This is a genomic window from Mesorhizobium helmanticense (assembly GCF_003034915.1).
GTDB lineage: Bacteria > Pseudomonadota > Alphaproteobacteria > Rhizobiales > Rhizobiaceae > Mesorhizobium > Mesorhizobium helmanticense.
Genome location: NZ_PZJX01000029.1, coordinates 226,033 through 245,537, shown reverse-complemented (window position 1 = coordinate 245,537; position 19,505 = coordinate 226,033). Strand labels below are relative to the sequence as shown.

The following is a 19,505-nucleotide window of genomic DNA, read 5'->3' as shown; positions in this document are numbered from 1 at the left end:
GTCGGATGAGAGGGCATGTTGTCGATGCGCGGAAAAATCGTCCTTGCAGTGGTCGCGGCAGCCTGCCTGGCAGGGGCAGGCCTCTATCTTTCGCCGACGGCGATGAGCAAGGTTCAGCAGTTCATAGCGCCGAAGCAGACCGCCGCCGCTGACCAGTCGAGCGCGGGCAAGTCGAGCGCGGGCAAGTCGGGCGCGGGCAAGCCGGGTGCCGACAAGGCAGGCGGGGGCAATGGCGTGCGTTCGGCCTCGATCGTCGCGGCCACGGCTTCGACGGCCGATTTCCCGATCCGCCGCTATGCCATCGGCTTCGTCTCGTCACCCGCCGTGGTCAGTATCAATGCCCGGATGTCCAGCCAGATCGTCTCCATCGCGGTCAAGGACGGGCAGATGGTAAAGGCCGGCGATCTTTTGTTCTCGCTCGACGATCGCGCGCTGAAGGCGCAACTGGCCAAGGACCAGGCGACGCTGGTCAAGGACCAGGCGATGCTCGTCAGCGCCACGGCGGATCTTCAGCGCGCCAAGGATCTTGTCGCCAAGCAGGCCGGCACGCAGCAGACCTACGATCAGGCGCTGGCGGCGCAGAAGGCCGCTGTCGCAACCATCGACGCCGACAAGGCGACGATCGATTCCGATACCGTCCAGTTGAGCTACGCGACCATTTCGGCGCCGATCACCGGCCGGCTGGGCGCGATCAATGTATCGCTCGGCGATCTCGTCACCACCAGCAACGGCAACAGTTCGTCGACGACGCCGCTGGTGACGATCACCCAGATGGATCCGCTGCAGGTGAACTTCAATCTGCCGGAAAGCAATCTCGCCCTGCTGCACAAGGCGTTGGCCTCGCCGCAACAAGGGGCGGTGACGCTGACCAAGGACGGCGATCCGATGCCGATCGGCAAGGGTACGCTCGATTTCGTCGATTCCAGCGTCGACACCGCCTCCGGCACGATCGCAACGCGGGCGAGCGTGCCCAATGCCGATATGTCGCTGTGGCCGGGTCAATATGTGAATGTCGTGCTCGACGCCGGCATCATGCCGCAGATGATTTCGGTTCCGACGGTCGCTGTCCAACCGAGCCAGAAGGGACCGTTCGTCTATGTCGTCAAGCCGGACAACACCGTCGAGATGCGGCCGGTGCAGGTGGCGCTGACCGAGGGCGAAAACAGCGCCATCAGCGACGGCTTGAGGAGCGGCGAGAAGGTGGTCGTCGAGGGCCAGACCAGGCTGAAGGATGGCGCCGCGGTGCACGAGGGCAAGGTGGCGGGTGGCGACCAGGCCGCTCCAAAGGTCGCCGAAGCCGGCAAGGCCAGCGGGGCGGGCCAATGATCTCCGAATTCTGCATCCGCAGGCCTGTCGCGACACTGCTGATGTCGTTCGCCCTCGTTCTGGGCGGATTGTTTGCCTACAAGTTCCTGCCGGTGGCCGCACTCCCCAGCGCCGAATTCCCGGTGGTCAATGTCTCGGCGTCGCTGCCCGGCGCCTCGCCGGAAACCATGGCGACCTCGGTGGCGACGCCGCTGATCAAGCAGTTCGCCACCATCGCCGGCATCGATTCGATCTCGACCTCCAACTCGCTTGGCCAGACCTCGATCGCCATCCAGTTCGTGCTCAATCGCGACATCGACGCGGCCGCCGCGGACGTGCAGGCGGCAATCGCGCGCACGCAGAAATCGCTGCCGCCCGAAATGACAGCGCCGCCGAGCTATCGCAAGGTCAATCCGGCTGACGCACCAATCCTGCTGATGTCGCTGGTCAGCGATACGGTCCCGCTGACCGATCTCGACGCTTTCGCCGAGAATGTGATCTCGCCGTCCCTGTCGACCATCGACGGCGTGGCCCAAGTTTCCATCTTCGGCCAGCAGAAATATGCCGTGCGCGTGCAGATCGACCCGACCGCGCTCGCCGCGCGCGGCATCTCGATCGACCAGTTGCAGGCAGCGATCGCGTCGGCCAACAGCAACACGCCGCTCGGCGTGCTGCAGAACGACAAGCAGCAACTGACGATCACCGCCAACACGCAACTGACCAACGCGGCGGGCTTTTCCAACATCATCATCGCCACCAAGAACGGCCATCCGGTGCGTTTGGGCGAGGTGACCCGCGTCATCGACTCGGTCGAGACCACGACGACGGCGAGCTGGTATGACGGCACGCGCGCCATCATCATGGCCGTGCAGCGCCAGCCCGACGCCAACACGGTCGACGTGGTCGACAAGGTCAAGGCGATGCTGCCGTCCTTCCAGGACCAGATGCCGGCCGCCGCCGGCATCAAGCTGCTCAACGACCGTTCAACCTCGATCCGCCAGGCCGTCGACGACGTGCAGTTCACGCTGCTCCTCACCATCGCCCTGGTGGTGATGGTGATCTTCGTGTTCCTGCGCCGGGTGACGGCGACCATCATCCCGGCCGTTGCCGTGCCGATCTCGCTGATCGCAACGCTCGGTGCAATGTTCCTGTTCGGCTTTTCCATCGACAACATATCGCTGATGGGGCTGACGCTGGCTGTCGGCCTCGTCGTCGACGACGCCATCGTCATGCTGGAGAACATCTTCCGTCACATGGAAGAGGATGGGCTCTCGGCATTCGACGCCGCGCTGAAGGGTGCGCGCGAAATCGGCTTCACCATCATCTCGATCTCGATCTCGCTGGTGGCGGTGTTCATCCCCGTGCTTTTGATGGGCGGCGTCATCGGCCGCATCTTCAACGAGTTCGCCGTCGTGGTGACAGTCGCCATCCTGGCGTCGATGTTCGTCTCGCTGACGCTCACGCCGATGCTTTGCTCACGGCTTCTGTCGGTGACGAAGGCCGATCGCGAAGCGCATGGTGGCGGCCACAGGCACGACCTCTTCACACGCGGCTACGACCGGGTTTTGACCTTCTGCCTGCGCCACACTTTCCTGGTGTTCCTGGTCTTCGCCGGAACGGCGGCAGCATCGGTCTGGCTGATCCAGATTTCCCCGAAGGGCTTCTTCCCACAGGAAGATATCGGCCAGATATCGGTCACGACCGTCGCCCGTCAGGACATCTCGTTCGACGCCATAGCGAAACTCCAGGGCCAGGTAGCGAATGTCTTTTCCCATTCACCCTATGTCGACCATGTGGCGTGGTCCGTGGGCGGCGGGAACAATGCGCTCAACCAGGGAAGACTCTTCGTCCAGTTGAAGCCGAAAGACCAACGCCCCGACATCGAGAAGGTGCTTTCGGACCTGAGGCGCCAACTGGCCAATGTTGCAGGGATCGAGACCTATATGCAGCCTGTGCAGAACCTCAGGCTCGGCTCACGGTCCTCCGCCAGCGCCTATCAGTTGGTCGTCCAGGGGCTCGACAATGGAGCCACGGACATCTGGGCGCAAAAGCTGAACGACGCGATGGCCGCCGACCACAAGTTCTTCACCGATGTCACCAGCGATCTGCAGAACAACGCGCTGCAGGCGACACTGGTCGTCGACCGTGACAAGGCAGCGACGCTCGGCATCGATACCGACACCCTGCGCTCCAGCCTCTATGGCGGCTTCGGCACCGAGCAGGTTTCGACGATTTTCGGCTCGGCGGACAGCTATGAGGTGGTCATGGAACTCGATCCTCGGATCGCATGGTCGCCTGAACGCATGCTTGCGATCCAGGTGAGGACGGCCAGCGGCAGCCTGGTGCCGCTCGGCGCCTTTGCCCGCGTCGATCGCACCGCCGGCGCCTTGACCATCAACCAGCTCGGCCAGCTTCCGGCGGTGACCATCTCCTACAATCTGCCGCAAGGCGTGGCGCTTGGCGACAGCACCACCCGCATCGCCGCGCTGAAGGAGCAGATCGGCATGCCGAAGGCGATCTCGACCAGCTTCGCCGGCACGGCCAAGACGTTCCAGGATTCGCTTGCCAATCAGGGCCTGCTGATCGGCGGCGCCATTCTCACCATCTATATCGTTCTCGGCATCCTCTATGAGAGCTTCATCCATCCGCTCACCATCCTGACCGGCCTGCCGTCGGCCGTGCTGGGCGCCGTGGCTGCACTGCGCTTCGCCGGCATGGACCTTTCGGTCATCGCGGTAATTGGCATCCTGATGCTGATCGGCATCGTCAAGAAGAACGGCATCATGATGGTGGATGTCGCGCTGGAACTCAGGCGCGAGGGCATGTCCGCCAAGGAGTCCATCCACAAGGCGTGCCTGATGCGTTTCAGGCCGATCATGATGACGACGCTCGCGGCGCTGATGGGCACCTTCCCGATCGCGCTCGGCACCGGCGCCAGCGCCGAACTGCGCCAGCCACTCGGCGTCGCCGTCGTCGGCGGCCTGCTGGCCTCGCAGGCGCTGACGCTGTTCGTCACGCCGGTCATCTATGTCTATTTCGAGAATTTCTCCGGCTGGCTGCTCGGCTTTTTCACGAAGAATAAGCGACCGGCGCTGCATACAGTGGAAAGCGACGAGCAGCCTTCGCTGTTCGATCCGGTCGAGGACATGGCCGAGCCGCAAAAGGCAGCGGCGGAATAGGCTGGCCCAAGGCGTCGCGCTTGCGGCGGGCTGCGGGGAATCGTAGTTTGGGGCCATGTCCCATGACCATGACCACGACAACGAGCTCGACCCTTTCGCGGCGCGGGTGCGCGCGCTGGAAACGATCCTCACCGAGAAGGGCCTGATCGATCCGGCCGCCATCGACGTCATTGTCGACACCTACGAGACGAAAATCGGCCCGCGCAACGGCGCCAGGGTGGTGGCGAAGGCCTGGGCCGATGCCGGCTTCGCCGCCTGGCTGAAACGCGATGCGACGGCGGCGATCGAATCGCTGAGCTATGCCGGCCGGCAGGGCGAGCACATGCAGGCGGTGTTCAACAGCGAGGAGACGCACAACCTCGTCGTCTGCACGCTGTGCTCGTGCTACCCGTGGTCGGTGCTCGGCCTGCCGCCGGTCTGGTACAAGGCGCCGCCCTATCGCTCGCGCGCAGTGATCGATCCGCGCGGCGTGCTTGAGGAATTCGGGCTGGCGCTGCCCGGGACGACAAAAATCCGGGTGTGGGATTCCACCGCCGAGCTGCGTTACCTCGTGGTGCCGATGCGACCTGGTGGCACCGAGGGCTGGAGCGAGGAGCGGCTGGCCGATCTGGTGAGCCGCGATGCGATGATCGGTACGGCATTGGCGCGGGAGCCGGCATGAACGGACCGCACGATCTCGGTGGGCAGATGGGGTTCGGGCCGATTGCGCCCGAGAAGGATGAGCCGTATTTCCACGCCGCCTGGGAAAGGCGGGCGCTTGGCGTGACGCTCACGGCCGGTGCCATGGGGGCGTGGAGTCTCGACGAGAGCCGGCATGCACGGGAATCGCTGCACCCGGCGGACTACTATTCCTCGAGCTACTACCAGATCTGGATCAAGGCGCTGGAAACCTTGCTCAAGCGCCATGGTTTCGTCAGCGACCGCGACCTGGCTGCGGGCAAGGCGGTCGACCCGGCTGCGACACCCAAGCGCGTGCTGAAGGCGGAAAACGTGCCAGCGGTGCTGGCCAAGGGCGGGCCTTGCGACCGGCCGGTTTCGACGCCAGCGCGCTTCAGCGCGGGCGGCCGCGTGCGGACGAAGAATTTTCATCCGACCGGCCACACGCGGCTGCCGCGCTATGCACGCGGCAAGCGGGGAATCGTGGAAGCCGTGCGCGATGGGTTTGTCTTCCCGGACAGCAATGCGCATGGCAAGGGTGAGAACCCGCAATGGGTCTACACGGTGGTGTTCGAGGGCGCCGAGATCTGGGGCGAGGGGGCCGACCCAACGCTGACGGTCTCGATCGACGCCTGGGAGAGCTATCTTGAGCCGGCCTGAGCCCGCAGCGCCGGCAGGTTTCGACGAACCGGTGTTCGCTGAGCCGTGGCAAGCGGAAGCCTTCGCCATGACGGTGGCATTGCACGACAAGGGCCTGTTTTCCTGGGGCGAATGGGCTGAGGCGTTGTCCGCCGAGGTGAAGAAGCCCGGCGCGGCAAGCGACGGCCAGGATTATTACGAACACTGGCTGGCGGCACTGGAAAAGCTGCTGTCGACCAAGGGCGTTGCAGGCAAGGGCGATGTCGATGCGCTGGCCGCCGCCTGGGAGCGCGCGGCGCATGCGACACCCCACGGCAAGCCGATCCTGCTGGAGAACGATCCCAGACCGGCCGAAGGTCGTGTCGGACCGACCGAAGGTCGTATCGGCCCGACCGGATAGGTCGTGCCCGACAGTCTTCGTTCCCTTTACGTTCCGATTTGCGCCTGCTAGCCTTGTCCATCGATAGCATCGAGGTGATGGCAGCTATCTTGTCTTTGTCTTGCGAATCCGGTCTCTCGCTCTGATGGAATTTTCCCCCCAACAGGATGAAGCTCTGAAGGCGGTTGCCGGCTGGCTCAAAGAGGGGCGACCGCAGGTCTTCCGGCTGTTCGGCTTTGCCGGCACCGGCAAGACGACGCTGGCGCGCTATTTCGCCGAGCATGTCGACGGCCAGGTGCAGTTCGCCGCCTTCACCGGCAAGGCCGCGCAAGTGCTGCGTTCCAAGGGCGCGGTCAATGCCCGCACCATCCACTCGCTGATCTACCGGCCGAAGGGCGAGGAATCGGTGGCCGACGAGGTGACCGGGAAAACCTCGATGTCGCCAACCTTCTCGCTCAACCGGCAAAGCCCGATATCGCGCGCCAAGCTCGTCGTCATCGACGAATGCTCGATGGTCGATGAACAGCTTGGCCGTGACCTGATGAGCTTCGGCACGCCGATCCTCGTCCTTGGCGATCCCGGCCAGTTGCCGCCGATCTCGGGCGGCGGCTTCTTCACCGACCATGAGCCGGACATCCTGCTCACCGAGATCCATCGGCAGGCGCGCGACAACCCGATTCTGCGGCTGGCGCTCGATGTGCGCGAGGGCCGCGAATTCATGCGCGGCGACTATGGCACGGCGCAGGTGATCGGCAAGGAGGACGTCACCCAGGAACTGGTGCTGAAGGCGGACCAGGTGCTGGTCGGCACCAACAGGACGCGGCGACGCTATAATCAGCGGCTGCGCGAGCTGAAAGGGTTCAATGCCGATTATCCTCAGGCCGGCGACAAGCTCGTCTGCCTGCGCAACGATCCCGCCAAGGGGCTGCTCAACGGCTCGCTGTGGAAGGTGATGACCTCGTCGCGCGAGACGGTGAAGCCCGGCATCAATCTGCTGGTCTCGCCGGAAGAGGACGATCCGGACCGCGGCGTCGCCAAGATCAAGCTGCTCAAGGCGGCGTTCGAGGACCCGGACGCCGATATCCCCTGGCAGCAGAAAAAGCGCTTCGACGATTTCGACTATGGCTATGCGCTGACCGTGCACAAGGCGCAGGGCTCGCAATGGAACGAGATCGTGCTTTTCGACGAAAGCTGGGCGTTCAAGGAAACCCGCCAGCGCTGGCTTTATACCGCCATCACCCGCGCTGCCGAACGGTTGACTATCGTCAGATAGACCGATCCCGCGTCACCATCACGATCCTGCCGGCATCACCGGTGGACTGATCGACTTGGCAGCCAGCCATTCCCAGGCGGCCGCTTCGTCCTTGGCCTCGAAGTGCCTGAATTCGATTGGCACGGAGGCAGGCAGAATGCCTTGTGCGCCCGGTATCCAGTTTGGCTCGCCGATTGCCGCACAGCGGCCGATATGCGCCACGGCGTCAGCCGTGCCCTGTTCGATCGTCTCGTCCGACACATCGGCCCAGTCGACGCCGTCATGGTCGACCAGGCGCACGAGCACATCTATCCTGTCGTGCAGCGCATAAGCCGCCTCCAGCAACCCGAACAAATTCTCCGCGTCCGCGGCCGTGACATGGCCAACGACATCGATGGCGAAAAGATCGGCGCGGGTGGTGTCGATGCGGCGGACTGCCGGCACCTCGTCGAGAAAATTCACGGGACCTCCTTCGGTGGACGCAATCGTTCACCTTGGAACACCCGAAACCCCCTGTCTGTTCCCGTCAAAGACGCTATAGATGCGCGCCAGGATCAGACCGGACCCGAAAAATGCCCGCAAAGCTCTCCGTCAACCTCAACGCCATCGCCATGCTGCGCAACCGGCGCGACCTGCCATGGCCAAGCGTGATCGGGCTCGGGCGCCTTGCCCTTGCGGCGGGCGCGCACGGGCTGACGGTGCATCCGCGGCCCGACGAGCGGCACACCAGGCATTCCGACGTGCCGGAGATCAGGGCGCTGATCGACGACGAATTCCCCAAGGCGGAATTCAACATCGAGGGCTATCCGAGCGAGGATTTCCTCGCGCTGGTGGAAAAGCACCAGCCGGAGCAGGTGACGCTGGTGCCCGACGACCCTGCCCAGGCCACCTCGGACCATGGCTGGAACTTCGTTGAAGAAGCGGGGTTCCTGACACCGATCGTCAAGCGCCTGAAAAAGGGAGGCTTGCGCGTGTCGCTGTTTTCCGATGCGGATCCGGACGGCATGAGAGCCGCGCGCGACACCGGGGCCGACCGTATCGAACTCTATACCGGCCCCTATGGCAGCTACCATTCCGATTCGGCAAAAGCGGCGAAGGAAGTAGAAAGACTGGGAAAAACCGCGGATGCCGCGCTTGCCGCCGGGCTGCAGGTCAATGCCGGGCACGATCTGGTGGTGGCCAATCTGCCGGCATTAGTCAAGCGCATCCCGGCCTTGGCCGAAGTATCGATCGGGCACGGGTTGACAGCCGACGCATTGGAGTATGGCATGGCCGGCACGGTGGGGCGGTTCCTGAAAGCTTGCGGGTGGTAGAGATGGCAGCTTTGCATTACCCGCATGGAAGCGATTACGCGGCGGCACTTGATATTGCATCGCAGCAAGCGTAGAGCACCGCGCGCTTATCGGAGTGTCGTCCATGGCCCTTGCCAACACTGGTAGTGAGGCAGAAACCGTCGAACAATCGAGCCATCCGGAGATTGAACAGCACAGCACCAAGGTTCTGATGCTGGGCGCGCTCGGCGTGGTCTACGGCGATATCGGCACCAGCCCGATCTATGCGTTCCGCGAGGCGTTGCGTGCGTCGGCGGGCGGCAATGTCGCCGAGCGCGGCGACATTCTCGGCGTGCTGTCGCTGATCATCTGGTCGCTGACCATTATCGTCACCATCAAATACATCATGTTCGTGCTCAGGGCCGACAATCGCGGCGAGGGCGGAGTGCTGTCGCTGATGGCGCTGGCGCGTGGCAGTTTTCCGACCCGCTCGGCGGTGATTCTGGGCATAGGCATTGTCGGCGCTTCCCTGTTTTTTGGCGACGCCGTGATCACCCCGGCAATCTCCGTGCTCTCGGCGGTCGAGGGCATGAACGTCGTTACGCCGACGTTCCAGCCTTACGTGGTGCCGCTGACGCTGGTCATTCTGGCGATCCTGTTTTCGGTGCAGCGGTTCGGCACCGGCGGCGTTGGCCTGATTTTCGGCCCGATTACCGCCGTCTGGTTCCTGGCCATCGGCCTGTCGGGTATCAACCACATCATCGACGACCCGGAAATCCTGCTGGCCATCAGCCCGCATTATATCGTCGCCTTCCTGATCAATTCGCCAGATGTCGCCTTCGTGACGATCGGCGCCATCTTTCTTGCCGTCACCGGCGCCGAGGCGCTCTATGCCGATCTCGGCCATTTCGGCCGCAAGCCGATCGTGCTGGCGTGGCTGGCCATCGTGTTTCCTTGCCTGCTGCTCAACTATGTCGGCCAGGGCGCCTTCGTGCTGGCCAATGGCGGTGTCGTCGGCCACCCGTTCTTCGAGATGAACGAGGGCTGGACGCTGATACCGATGGTGGTGCTGGCGACGGCGGCGACCGTGATTGCCAGCCAGGCGGTGATCTCGGGCGCTTTCTCACTGACGAGACAGGCGGTGCAGCTCAACATGCTGCCGCGGCTCGAAATCCTGCATACGTCGGAAAGACAATCCGGCCAGATCTACATGCCGCGCGTCAATCTGCTGCTGGCGCTGGTGGTGATGCTGTTGGTCGTCGGTTTCGGCGAATCCAGCAGGCTGGCGTCGGCCTATGGAATTTCGGTGACCGGCAACATGCTGGTGACGACGGTGCTGCTCTACGTCATCATGACCCGCATCTGGAAATGGCAGTTCTGGCTGGCCGCGAGCCTGACGGCTTTGTTCGCCTTCATCGATATCGGCTTCTTTGCCTCCAACATCGTCAAGGTGTTCGAAGGCGGCTGGGCGTCGCTGGCGGTGGCCTTCACGGTCGTGCTGGCCATGTGGACCTGGGTGCGGGGCAGCCGCTATCTGTTCGACAAGACCCGCCGCAACGAGATTCCGCTCGATTTCCTTGCCGGCAACCTGTTGAAGAAGAAACCGCAGCTCGTGTCCGGCACGGCCGTGTTCCTGACCAGCGATCCGCTCAGCGCGCCGACTGCGCTGATGCACAGCCTGAAGCACTACAAGGTGCTGCACGAGCAGAACGTCATCCTTTCGGTGGTGACGGCGCCGCAGCCCATCGTGCCCGACAGCGAGCGGGTCAAGATGGAGACGCTCAACGATCTGTTCATGCGGGTGACGCTGAACTTCGGCTATATGGAGCAGCCCAACATTCCGCGCGCGCTGGCGATCTGCCGCAAGCAGGGCTGGAAGTTCGACATCATGACCACGTCGTTCTTCCTGTCGCGGCGTTCGCTCAAGGCGTCGCCCAATTCCGGCATGCCGGTGTGGCAGGACAAGCTGTTCATCGGCCTGGCGCGCACGGCGGCGGATGCGACAGAGTATTTCCAGATCCCGACCGGACGCGTGGTCGAGATCGGAACGCAGGTGGCTATTTAGCTGCGGCGCAGAATATTCGGCAGCTTCTACGTTTCGCCGGCCTTCCAGCGTTGGTGATTGGCGAAAGCCGAAGCGACATCCAATCTCCCCCCTTGAGGGGGAGATGTCCGGCAGGACAGAGGGGGCGCTGTCCCGCCGGCATCTCAAAGGTTCAGCCGGCCAGCGCCGCCTTGTTCGCCTCGAGGAACTGCTTCAACGATTTGGGCTTGCGGCCCGAAAGCGTCTCGATCGCATCGGTCACCATGTTGATGCGGCCGGAGCGGGTGTTGGCGTCGAGGGAAACGATGATGCGGGCGAAGTCCTCGGGAACGCCTGCTGCCTTCACCCCTTCGGTCAAGGCCTCGTCTGGCAGTTGAATGACTTCAAGCGGCTTACCGGTGACCTCGGTCACCAGGGCGGCGATCTCGGCAACGGTATAGGCTTGTGGGCCGGTCAGCGTGTAGGTCTTGCTTTCGCGCGAACCAGAAGCGAGGCCGGCGGCGATTGCCGCTGCCATGTCGTCGCGGGCGCCATGGGCGGTGCGGCCGTCGGCTGCGGATGTGTACCAGTGCCCCGAGGCGATGGCATGCGGCAGCGACATGAACAGGTTCTCCTGATACCAGCCGTTGCGGAAGATCGTATAGGGGATGCCACTCTCCTTGATCGCCTGTTCGGTGCCGTAATGGTCGCCGGCAAACAGCACCGGCGATACCGGCTCCGGGTTGGGCATCGAGGTGTAGAGCAAATGCGAGACGCCGGCTTCCTTGGCCGCCGCGACCGCCGTCTCATGCTGTTTCAGGCGCTTGCCGCTTTTGAGGTCAAGATCACCGGTCGAGATGATCAGCACCCTGTCGGCGCCCTCGAAGGCACTGGTCAACGACGCCTTGTCGTTGAAGTCGGCGGCCCTGACGGTCACGCCGCGCGCCGCCAGGTCGGCGAGGCTGGCGGGATCGCGCGTGGTAGCGATGACTTGCGTGGGCGCAACCTTGAGCGTGTCCAGCAGATGATGAATGACGCCGCGGCCAAGCTGGCCGGAAGCGCCGGTGACGAGAAGGGTTTCGGTCATTGGAGGTCCTGTCGTTGCGCCGAAGCGGTGGGTGTTCATATAGTCTCAAAAAGAGAGCAGCACTAAAATAGGAATTGACCGACCCTCGTAAAGAAGGCAGTTTTGCGGGAGGTAGGCACACGCAAGGAACCAGCGATGGACAGCAAGATCCTCAATCTGCGATCGAAGATGGAGGTCTACAAAGCCATGACCGATGGGGGCAATTTTGCCGATTGCCCTGTTCGCGATGTGATCCAGGGCATCAGCGGCAAATGGAGTTCGCTGCTGATGATGGCACTGGCGGAGAGGCCGTATCGCTTTGGCGAACTGCGGCGTCTCGTGCCCGACATTTCACAGCGTATGCTCACCCAGACGCTGCACGATTTGCAGCGTGACGGCTATGTCCATCGCGAGGTGTTCCCAACCAAGCCGCCGAGCGTCGAGTACAGCCTCACCGATCTCGGACGTTCGATGTTCGGGCCCTTGCAGCAATTGGTCCAGTGGGCCGAACTCAACCACGGCGCGGTGCGCGACGCGCGCGCCGCTTTTGACGCCACCCAAGGCTGACCTTTGGCGCCTGTAGCTTGATTTGCCGATACCGCTGAAGGATTGTCCGGCCTGGGCGGGATTCGGCGGGCCATGGGCAATTCTCTCGACATCGCGATTGCCGGCGCCGGGCCGGCGGGGCTCGCCACCGCGCTCTATCTGAAGCGCGCCGGGCATCGGGTCACCGTCTTCGAGCGCTTCGACGAACCAAAGCCGGTCGGCTCCGGGCTGATCCTGCAGCCGACCGGGCTGACAGTGCTGGCCGATCTCGGCCTGCTCGACGACATCATGGCGCTGGGCAGCCGGATCGAACGCCTGCATGGCGCCGACGCCAGGACCGGCCGCACCGTGCTCGATGTGCGCTACGATGCGCGGCGCGGCGGTCGTTTCGGCCTGGCGGTGCATCGCGCGGCCTTGTTCGGCGTGCTTTTCCGCGCCGTCCGGCGCGAAGCGATCGCCATCGAGACGGGCGTAGAGGTCGAAACGCTGGAGGCCGGCGAACGAGCGGTGCTGATCTGCGGCAACGGACGAAGGACAGGGCCGTTCGACCTGGTCGTCGATGCCAGCGGTTCGCGCTCCAAACTGCGGCAGTGCTTGAAAAATCCCGGCGAACCCCGGCCGCTGGCCTATGGTGCGTTCTGGGCGTCGCTCGGCTGGCACGGCAACGGTTTCGACGAACGCGCCCTGCTGCAGCGCTACGACAGAGCCAGGGTGATGATCGGCGTGCTGCCGATCGGCCGGCCTGAACCGGGCGCTGAGACGATGGCGGCATTCTTCTGGAGCCTGAAACCGGCTGATGTCGAGGACGTGCGGGTCATGGGCCTTGAAGCGTGGAAGGCGAGGGTGGTCGGCCTGTGGCCGGAATGCGAGGCGTTCACACGCCAGATCGACAGTTTCGACCAGCTCTCGCTGGCTCGCTACGGCCATCACACGCTCAAGCTGCCGGTTGGCCGGCGACTGGCTGTGATCGGCGATGCCGCGCATTCGACCAGCCCGCAGCTCGGGCAAGGCGCGAACATGGCGCTTCTCGACGCCGCGGCGCTCAACTACGCGCTTGTGCGGGCGGGCGGCGTCGACACCGCGCTGGCGGCCTATGTCCAGGCGCGGCGGTGGCATGTCCGGGTCTTCCAGGCGCTGTCGCTGGCGCTGACGCCGTTCTACCAGTCGGATTCGATGCTGATGCCGTTTGTCCGCGACAGGCTGGTGGCGACGGTCGCAAGAATCCCGCCGACGCCGAGGATTCTTGCCTCGATGGTGGCTGGAACCGTGATCGATCCATTCAGGCGGATCGGGTTTGCGGAAGCGTTGTGGCAGGATTGATCCGGCCAATGACGGAAAGGCCATCGAAGGCGCTGCAGGCAAATCACGGTGACGTCAGGCGCTACCCGCAAGGAATGCCAATGCCGCCATTACGCCAAGCGTCGCTCGAACCAGATGGAAATTGCCCCATTTGACGATCAAGTTCCGGGCTTGCGGGTTGGCGACGGCCGCATCCATCGCCTCCAGCAACCGGTTTGCCGGCATCATCACGATCAGCGTCCATGGCCAGGGAAGAATGATCAGCACCGCGCCAATCAGATGGGCGAGAATGCCGGTCTGCCACCAGGCAATGACGCCAAGAATACAGGCGATAACGGCAATCGACGCCTGCATGGCGGCGCCGCGTTTGTAGGAGGGTTGCCATTCCTGCAGCAGCGCCCGGTCATCGAGCCGAAGGCGCGCGGGTTGTTCGGCGACACTGACATAGATGGCAGCGCCCGCGAAGGCGGCGGCGACGGTTAAGGCGAGCAAACCTGCGATCATCCTGATCTCCGCGATAAACCGCCATCTTCCCGATAAACCGCCATCTTCCACATAAACGTTTGGGCATAGCGGACCAGGACAGAGATAGGACTTGCACCGATTGGGGCAATACGCCATAGAGGTACAGAACCGTAACGTACGGTACGCAAGATTTCGCAAGGTGAGAAGAAATTGTTGCAGGCAAGCGCCGACATCGACACCAGCGAAGCGCTGACGGAGCGGCAGCAGGCCGTGCTTGAGGCGGCCCTTCGCCTGCTGGTGGAGGAGGGCGATAACCTGACCATGACCGCAGTGGCGCGCCGCGCAAGCTGTTCCAAGGAAACGCTCTACAAATGGTTCGGCGACCGCGATGGGCTGTTGACCGCGACGGTGCAGTGGCAAGCCTCCAAGGTGCGGGTGGTGCCGGTCGATGGCAAGGGGCTCGACCTCGCCTCGCTGACGGCCAGCCTGGAGCGTTTCGCTTCCGACTGGCTCAGGGTGATTTCGAGCGACACGTCGATCGCGCTGAACCGGGTGGCGGTCGGCCATGCCGGTTCCGGCAAGGACGATCTCGGCGCCATCGTACTGGAGAACGGCCGCTTCGCGCTGGCAAGGCGCCTGAAGCCGGTGCTGGAAGCAGGCCGGCAAGCCGGGCTTCTCGACTTTTCGGACGCCGAAACGGCGTTCCGCACCTTTTTCGGGCTGGTCGCCCGCGATGTGCAGATGCGCCTTCTGCTCGGCGACCGGCTGGAATTGACTGATGCGGCGATCGGCGGCGATGCCGTCCGCGCGACGCAGCAGTTTCTCGCTCTTCACGGAGCAAAAACCGGGCCGCAAGGCCTCTGAATTCAAAAACGGGAAGGAAGAACAATGCGTGTCTATTACGATCGCGATGCCGATCTCAACCTGATCAAGGGCAAGAAGGTTGCTATCATCGGCTATGGCAGCCAGGGCAGGGCGCATGCGCTCAACCTGAAGGATTCCGGCGCCAAGGACATCGCCATCGGCCTCAAGGCCGGCTCGGCGACCGCCAAGAAGGTCGAGGCCGACGGGCTCAAGGTGATGAGCGTGGCCGAGGCCGCCAAATGGGCCGACCTGATGATGATGGCGACACCGGACGAGCTGCAGGCCGACATCTACAAAAACGAGATCGCGCCGAATATCCGCGACGGCGCGGCGATCGCCTTCGCCCACGGCCTCAACGTGCATTTTGGTCTCATCGAGCCGAAGGCCTCGGTCGACGTCGTCATGATCGCGCCGAAAGGTCCCGGCCACACCGTGCGCGGCGAATACCAGAAGGGCGGCGGCGTGCCTTGCCTTGTCGCGGTCAATCAGGACGCTTCGGGCAATGCGCTCGATCTGGCTCTGTCCTATGCCTGCGGCGTTGGCGGCGGCCGTTCGGGCATCATCGAGACCAATTTCCGCGAGGAATGCGAGACCGACCTGTTCGGCGAGCAGGTGGTGCTGTGCGGCGGCCTGGTCGAGCTGATCCGCGCCGGCTTCGAGACGCTGGTGGAAGCCGGCTACGCGCCCGAGATGGCCTATTTCGAGTGCCTGCACGAGGTCAAGCTGATCGTCGACCTGATCTATGAGGGCGGCATCGCCAACATGAACTATTCGATCTCGAACACCGCCGAATGGGGCGAATATGTTTCGGGCCCACGCATCATTACCGCCGACACCAAGGCCGAAATGAAGCGCGTGTTGAAGGATATCCAGACCGGCAAGTTCACCTCGGAATGGATGCAGGAATACCGCGCCGGCCTGTCGCGCTTCAAGGGCATCCGCCGCATGAACGACAGCCACCAGATCGAGGAAGTCGGCGCCAAGCTGCGCGCGATGATGCCATGGATCTCGAAGAACAAGCTGGTCGACAAGGCCAAGAATTAATTCGCAATTTCATCATTGTGCATGAACAAGCCGGCGGTTCGCTCCGCCGGCTTAATCATATCAGCCATAGTGCCAATGTGGCTTCGGTTCGGTTCCGGTGAACATCACGCCGATGCGGTCCTCGCGGCGCCAGCGGACCACTGCCTTGTAGGCGATGCCGTCGTGCGGCACATAGAGCAGGAATTGGTCGGGTACACGCGCATGGGGTGAGACTTTCAGTTCCGCGCCGCCGGCATGCATGTTGCGCACCGTGCAGGTGACCTCGGAATTGGTCACACCAGTCAGGATCGTCGCGCCCTTCAGCACGCGCTGCCTGTGTCTGTCCCTGTGTTCGTCTTCGGCCATCGCGCAATTCCGATAATCATTCCTTGGGCGATCGTCGCATGTCAGGCGGAGCGATCGGAACGATAATTGGCCGGCCTGATAAAGATCGCGTTATCTTTGGCGGCAGCGTCGCTATTTCTCGGCCTGACGGCGTGTGGAAGATGAAAAATCAAATGAAAAACGGCGCCGCAAGGTGCGGCGCCGTTCGGGAATTCACCGGTCTCTGGCTCAGCTATAAGGCGACCAGCACTGCTGACGGGGACCGCCATAGGGCTGGAACGTGTTGTCCCAGGCGCGATACGAGCGGTAACGATTGTAGCACCACCGGACGTGAGCACTGGACCCTGCACGATAATAGCGGCGCGGTGCTGGCGCGTCGTAGTAGTTGTAGTTGTTGTACATGCTGCCAAGGCCGAGCCCCAGGCCGAGGCCCAGAATCGCGGCGCCCGCGCCATCATCGTAATAGCCGCCGCGGTAATGGCGGCGATGATTGCGCCAACGCCAATCATCCCCACGATTCCAGTTTCGGCGGTTCCAGTCACCCCGGTCCCAATTGCCCGACCTTGAGAAACGGCGGCCGTCATGGCGACGCCATTGCCACTGATTGTTGAAGCGCCGGTCGTTGCCACCCGCCCAGTCATCGCGGACAGGCGTGATCGTCGGCGCCGCGGTGCTGGCGGGCACCGAGAAATCCGGCTGCATGATCGGGCCGGCGGTGGACGGCGCGGTGATGCCGGAGATGAGACCCAGGGCTATCAGCCCGGATTTCACCGTGGAAGAAAAGAGCGAGTTCATTGCACTCTCCATGAGATTTCAGGCCCCACGCCCAGAATACCCCGGGGAAGAACCTCATTGATGGAACTTGCCGTCTGAACGGAGGATGAACGGAAAAGGTTCCGTCAACCATGACGGGAATGCCATCAGGACCAACAGATTTCCGCTGGTGGTCCTGCGATCTTGTTTTCTCCCGCGCTTGCGGGCAAAGCTCGTCGCCATGACGCTGCGCCTCGCCACATTCAATGTCGAAAACCTGATGAACAGGTTCGATTTTTCCGGATACCGCAACCAGCTCAACGAAGACCGCACGCTGGCGCTTTTCGATATACAGAGCGAGGCCGAATACAGGATGCTGGAACAGGCCCGCGCCATCGCGCAATCGGACGATACGCGGCAATTGACGGCGCTGGCGATCGCCGCCACCCGGGCCGACATCATCTGCATGCAGGAGGTCGACAACATCGAGGCGCTGAAGGCCTTCGAATATGGCTATCTGTTCAAGATGGTGGGGCAGGGCTACCGGCAGAAATACACCACCGCCGGCAATGATTCGCGCGGCATCGACGTTGCCGTGATGATGCGCGACGAGACGGCGCAAGGCCAGCCGATCGAGTTCGTGCGCATGACCAGCCATGCCTATGTCACGTTCGAGCAATTCGGCCTCTTCACGCCGGAACTGGCCGCACTGGGGAACCAGGCCAATGGGCGCATCTTCCGGCGCGACTGCCTGGAAATCGACCTGAAGGTGGGCGGCGTGCCGCTGACGCTCTATCTCGTGCATTTCAAGTCGATGGGCTCGCCTCGAAACGGCCTCGACGGCCGCGAGGCGACGATGCCGCTGCGCATCGCCGAAGCGCAAGCGGTGCGCCGCATCATCGAGGAGCGTTTCGGCGGGGATCATGCCGCCGACAAGCGCTGGGCGATCTGCGGCGACATGAACGATTATCGGCAGCGTGTGAAGATCACCGGCGATGCCGTCGACGGCCATCGGTTCGAGGTGATCAACGAGAGCCAGTCCTGCCTCAACACGCTCACCGCCGGCGGCTTTTGTGAGAACGCGGTCGAGCGGCGGCCCGAAATGGATCGCTGGACCTTCTACCACACACGTGGGCCGGAAGAGCGGCATCTCTGCCAGCTCGACTACATCCTGCTGTCGAAGGCGCTGGCAACCAGGAACGCGACAGCCGTCCCCGACATCATCCGCAACGGCCAGCCCTGGCGCACGATATTTCCGGCCGGCCAGGAGGTGGATCGTTTTCCGCGCGCCGGCTGGGACCGGCCGAAAGCCTCAGACCATTGTCCGGTCGCGATCGCACTGGACATGGCCTGACTGTGAGCTTCGATCTGCCGCGCAACACTATCCTGCCGGTCGACTTTGTCGAGGTCAGGCTCGATCCCGGCCCGCATCCGTTCGAGCGCGACAACCGCCAAGCGATCGCCGAGAATTGGAGCAGGGAAATCGCGGCCAATCCGGCACTGTTCGATGGCACCGTGGTGCTGCTTTCAGCACTCAGCTACCGCGACAGTCGTCTGGTCGGCCGCTGCCACGCGGTGCGCTACTCGACCTTCATGCTTTGGCGCAGCAATCGGCAGGTGGCTGGGGCCGAGCACGCCTATGCCCATGCCGTGCTGGTCGCCGGCGACAACGCGTTGGTTGCGATCCGCATGGCGCCGCACACGGTCAATGCCGGCCGGGTCTATTTCGCAGCCGGCTCGTTCGAGCCGGTCGATTTTCGTGACGGACTTGTCGACGTCGACTTCAACATGGTCCGCGAGGTGGGCGAGGAGACCGGGATCGATCTGTCTGGTGCCGCGCGCGGCCAGCGCTACCACGCACTATCCACGCCGAGCGGCACGGTGATCTTTCGCCGTTATAGGATTGTCGAGCCGGCCGACGAGATCGCGCGGCGCATCTCAGCTTTCGTTGCCGCCGAAGCCGAACCGGAGATCGAGGGACCGGTGATCATCCGCCATGCCGCCGATCTGCCGGAAGGGCTGATGGGGCACATGAAGCCACTGATCGAGTGGCATTTTGCCGGGAAGGACTAACGACGCGTTTTGCCTGCCATGGCCTTGCGATCGCTGCGGGCGGCTACCAGGAACAATATGACGCCGAGACCCAGCAAGGCTCCCATCGCCATTCCCATCGTCTGCCCGATGACCTGCTGGAAATCGGCGGTGACGCGATCGGGATTGTCCATGCCATAGCTGGCCAGATACCACCAGAGGCCTGCCAAGGCGGCCTCAACGATCACCACCGCCAGAATCAGGCGCTCTTTCTTGCTCATACTTCCCCACCCCCTCGGGTCATATTAGCCCTTGCTATTATGCTAGCATCGCGGATTGAATGGCGACAGGGAAGAGGCGAAAGAACCCCAAAAAAAGTTTAAATAGCTGAAACGTCGCGTGACGCCC

The 19,505-nt window shown here is 63.2% G+C and carries 20 protein-coding genes; 14 read left to right on the top strand and 6 right to left on the bottom strand.

Going from position 1 to position 19,505, the window contains the following annotated elements; genetic code table 11:
- Window positions 1-24 precede the first annotated feature (24 nt).
- The 6 genes from C9427_RS17600 (at window position 25) to C9427_RS17575 (ending at window position 7,432) form a co-directional block, all read left to right on the top strand.
- The gene (locus C9427_RS17600) at window positions 25-1,326 is read left to right on the top strand and encodes an efflux RND transporter periplasmic adaptor subunit (protein ID WP_107650393.1); all 1,302 of its coding nucleotides are present in this window, start codon (window positions 25-27) and stop codon (window positions 1,324-1,326) included.
- Entirely contained in the window at window positions 1,323-4,484 is a 3,162-nt protein-coding gene (locus tag C9427_RS17595; RefSeq protein ID WP_107650392.1) for an efflux RND transporter permease subunit, read from the top strand. Before C9427_RS17600 ends, C9427_RS17595 begins: the two co-directional genes overlap by 4 nt.
- A 55-nt stretch (window positions 4,485-4,539) precedes the next feature.
- Window positions 4,540-5,145, top strand: coding sequence for a nitrile hydratase subunit alpha (gene nthA / locus C9427_RS17590; RefSeq protein ID WP_107650391.1), 606 nt, complete (start codon window positions 4,540-4,542; stop codon window positions 5,143-5,145).
- Window positions 5,142-5,801 carry a nitrile hydratase subunit beta gene (nthB, locus tag C9427_RS17585; RefSeq protein WP_107650390.1) on the top strand — a complete coding sequence of 220 codons (660 nt, stop codon included), beginning with the start codon at window positions 5,142-5,144 and terminating at the stop codon, window positions 5,799-5,801. Before nthA ends, nthB begins: the two co-directional genes overlap by 4 nt.
- Window positions 5,788-6,180 (top strand): nitrile hydratase accessory protein, encoded by a 393-nt coding sequence (locus C9427_RS17580; protein ID WP_107650389.1) that lies wholly within the window; start codon window positions 5,788-5,790, stop codon window positions 6,178-6,180. The genes nthB and C9427_RS17580 overlap by 14 nt, the downstream gene beginning before the upstream one ends.
- A gap of 124 nt (window positions 6,181-6,304) precedes the next feature.
- A complete protein-coding gene (locus tag C9427_RS17575) occupies window positions 6,305-7,432 on the top strand; it encodes an ATP-dependent DNA helicase (protein WP_107650388.1) in 1,128 nt (375 codons plus the stop codon).
- 18 nt (window positions 7,433-7,450) lie between these two features.
- On the opposite strand, the gene C9427_RS17570 is transcribed toward C9427_RS17575, so the two are convergent.
- On the bottom strand, window positions 7,451-7,873 hold the full coding sequence (locus C9427_RS17570; protein WP_107650387.1) for a SpoIIAA family protein: 423 nt from the start codon (window positions 7,871-7,873) through the stop codon (window positions 7,451-7,453).
- A gap of 110 nt (window positions 7,874-7,983) precedes the next feature.
- Here C9427_RS17570 and C9427_RS17565 point away from each other — a divergent pair, with 110 nt between their 5' ends.
- Entirely contained in the window at window positions 7,984-8,724 is a 741-nt protein-coding gene (locus tag C9427_RS17565) for a pyridoxine 5'-phosphate synthase (protein WP_107650386.1), read from the top strand.
- 103 nt (window positions 8,725-8,827) lie between these two features.
- On the top strand, window positions 8,828-10,747 hold the full coding sequence (locus C9427_RS17560; protein WP_107650385.1) for a potassium transporter Kup: 1,920 nt from the start codon (window positions 8,828-8,830) through the stop codon (window positions 10,745-10,747).
- Between the two features lie 151 nt (window positions 10,748-10,898).
- On the opposite strand, the gene C9427_RS17555 is transcribed toward C9427_RS17560, so the two are convergent.
- The gene (locus tag C9427_RS17555) at window positions 10,899-11,792 is read right to left on the bottom strand and encodes an SDR family oxidoreductase (protein WP_107650384.1); all 894 of its coding nucleotides are present in this window, start codon (window positions 11,790-11,792) and stop codon (window positions 10,899-10,901) included.
- Window positions 11,793-11,927: 135 nt separating this feature from the next.
- Between C9427_RS17555 and C9427_RS17550 the strand changes: the two genes are divergently transcribed.
- The gene (locus tag C9427_RS17550) at window positions 11,928-12,338 is read left to right on the top strand and encodes a winged helix-turn-helix transcriptional regulator (protein ID WP_107650383.1); all 411 of its coding nucleotides are present in this window, start codon (window positions 11,928-11,930) and stop codon (window positions 12,336-12,338) included.
- A 72-nt stretch (window positions 12,339-12,410) separates the two neighbouring features.
- Entirely contained in the window at window positions 12,411-13,637 is a 1,227-nt protein-coding gene (locus C9427_RS17545; RefSeq protein ID WP_107650382.1) for an FAD-dependent oxidoreductase, read from the top strand.
- A gap of 54 nt (window positions 13,638-13,691) precedes the next feature.
- Here the strand turns inward: C9427_RS17545 and C9427_RS17540 are convergent, their stop codons facing one another.
- A complete protein-coding gene (locus tag C9427_RS17540; RefSeq protein WP_107650381.1) occupies window positions 13,692-14,120 on the bottom strand; it encodes an anthrone oxygenase family protein in 429 nt (142 codons plus the stop codon).
- Between the two features lie 174 nt (window positions 14,121-14,294).
- On the opposite strand from C9427_RS17540, the gene C9427_RS17535 reads away from it, so the two are divergent.
- Together C9427_RS17535 and ilvC are read left to right on the top strand one after the other, a co-directional pair.
- On the top strand, window positions 14,295-14,945 hold the full coding sequence (locus C9427_RS17535; RefSeq protein ID WP_425351657.1) for a TetR/AcrR family transcriptional regulator: 651 nt from the start codon (window positions 14,295-14,297) through the stop codon (window positions 14,943-14,945).
- Window positions 14,946-14,969: 24 nt separating this feature from the next.
- Window positions 14,970-15,989 (top strand): ketol-acid reductoisomerase, encoded by a 1,020-nt coding sequence (gene ilvC, locus C9427_RS17530; RefSeq protein WP_107650379.1) that lies wholly within the window; start codon window positions 14,970-14,972, stop codon window positions 15,987-15,989.
- 60 nt (window positions 15,990-16,049) lie between these two features.
- Here ilvC and C9427_RS17525 read toward each other — a convergent pair whose 3' ends face one another.
- On the bottom strand, window positions 16,050-16,334 hold the full coding sequence (locus tag C9427_RS17525; RefSeq protein ID WP_107650378.1) for a PilZ domain-containing protein: 285 nt from the start codon (window positions 16,332-16,334) through the stop codon (window positions 16,050-16,052).
- A gap of 207 nt (window positions 16,335-16,541) precedes the next feature.
- A complete protein-coding gene (locus tag C9427_RS17520) occupies window positions 16,542-17,108 on the bottom strand; it encodes a BA14K family protein (RefSeq protein ID WP_107650377.1) in 567 nt (188 codons plus the stop codon).
- A 199-nt stretch (window positions 17,109-17,307) separates the two neighbouring features.
- On the opposite strand from C9427_RS17520, the gene C9427_RS17515 reads away from it, so the two are divergent.
- Window positions 17,308-18,420, top strand: a complete 1,113-nt coding sequence (locus C9427_RS17515; RefSeq protein ID WP_107650423.1) for an endonuclease/exonuclease/phosphatase family protein — start codon at window positions 17,308-17,310, stop codon at window positions 18,418-18,420.
- A 2-nt stretch (window positions 18,421-18,422) separates the two neighbouring features.
- Window positions 18,423-19,139: a hypothetical protein gene (locus C9427_RS17510; protein ID WP_107650376.1), complete on the top strand. Its 717-nt coding sequence runs from the start codon at window positions 18,423-18,425 to the stop codon at window positions 19,137-19,139.
- Here C9427_RS17510 and C9427_RS17505 read toward each other — a convergent pair.
- Window positions 19,136-19,378: a hypothetical protein gene (locus C9427_RS17505; protein WP_107650375.1), complete on the bottom strand. Its 243-nt coding sequence runs from the start codon at window positions 19,376-19,378 to the stop codon at window positions 19,136-19,138. The two genes, C9427_RS17510 and C9427_RS17505, sit on opposite strands and share 4 nt — an antisense overlap.
- Window positions 19,379-19,505: the final 127 nt, after the last annotated feature.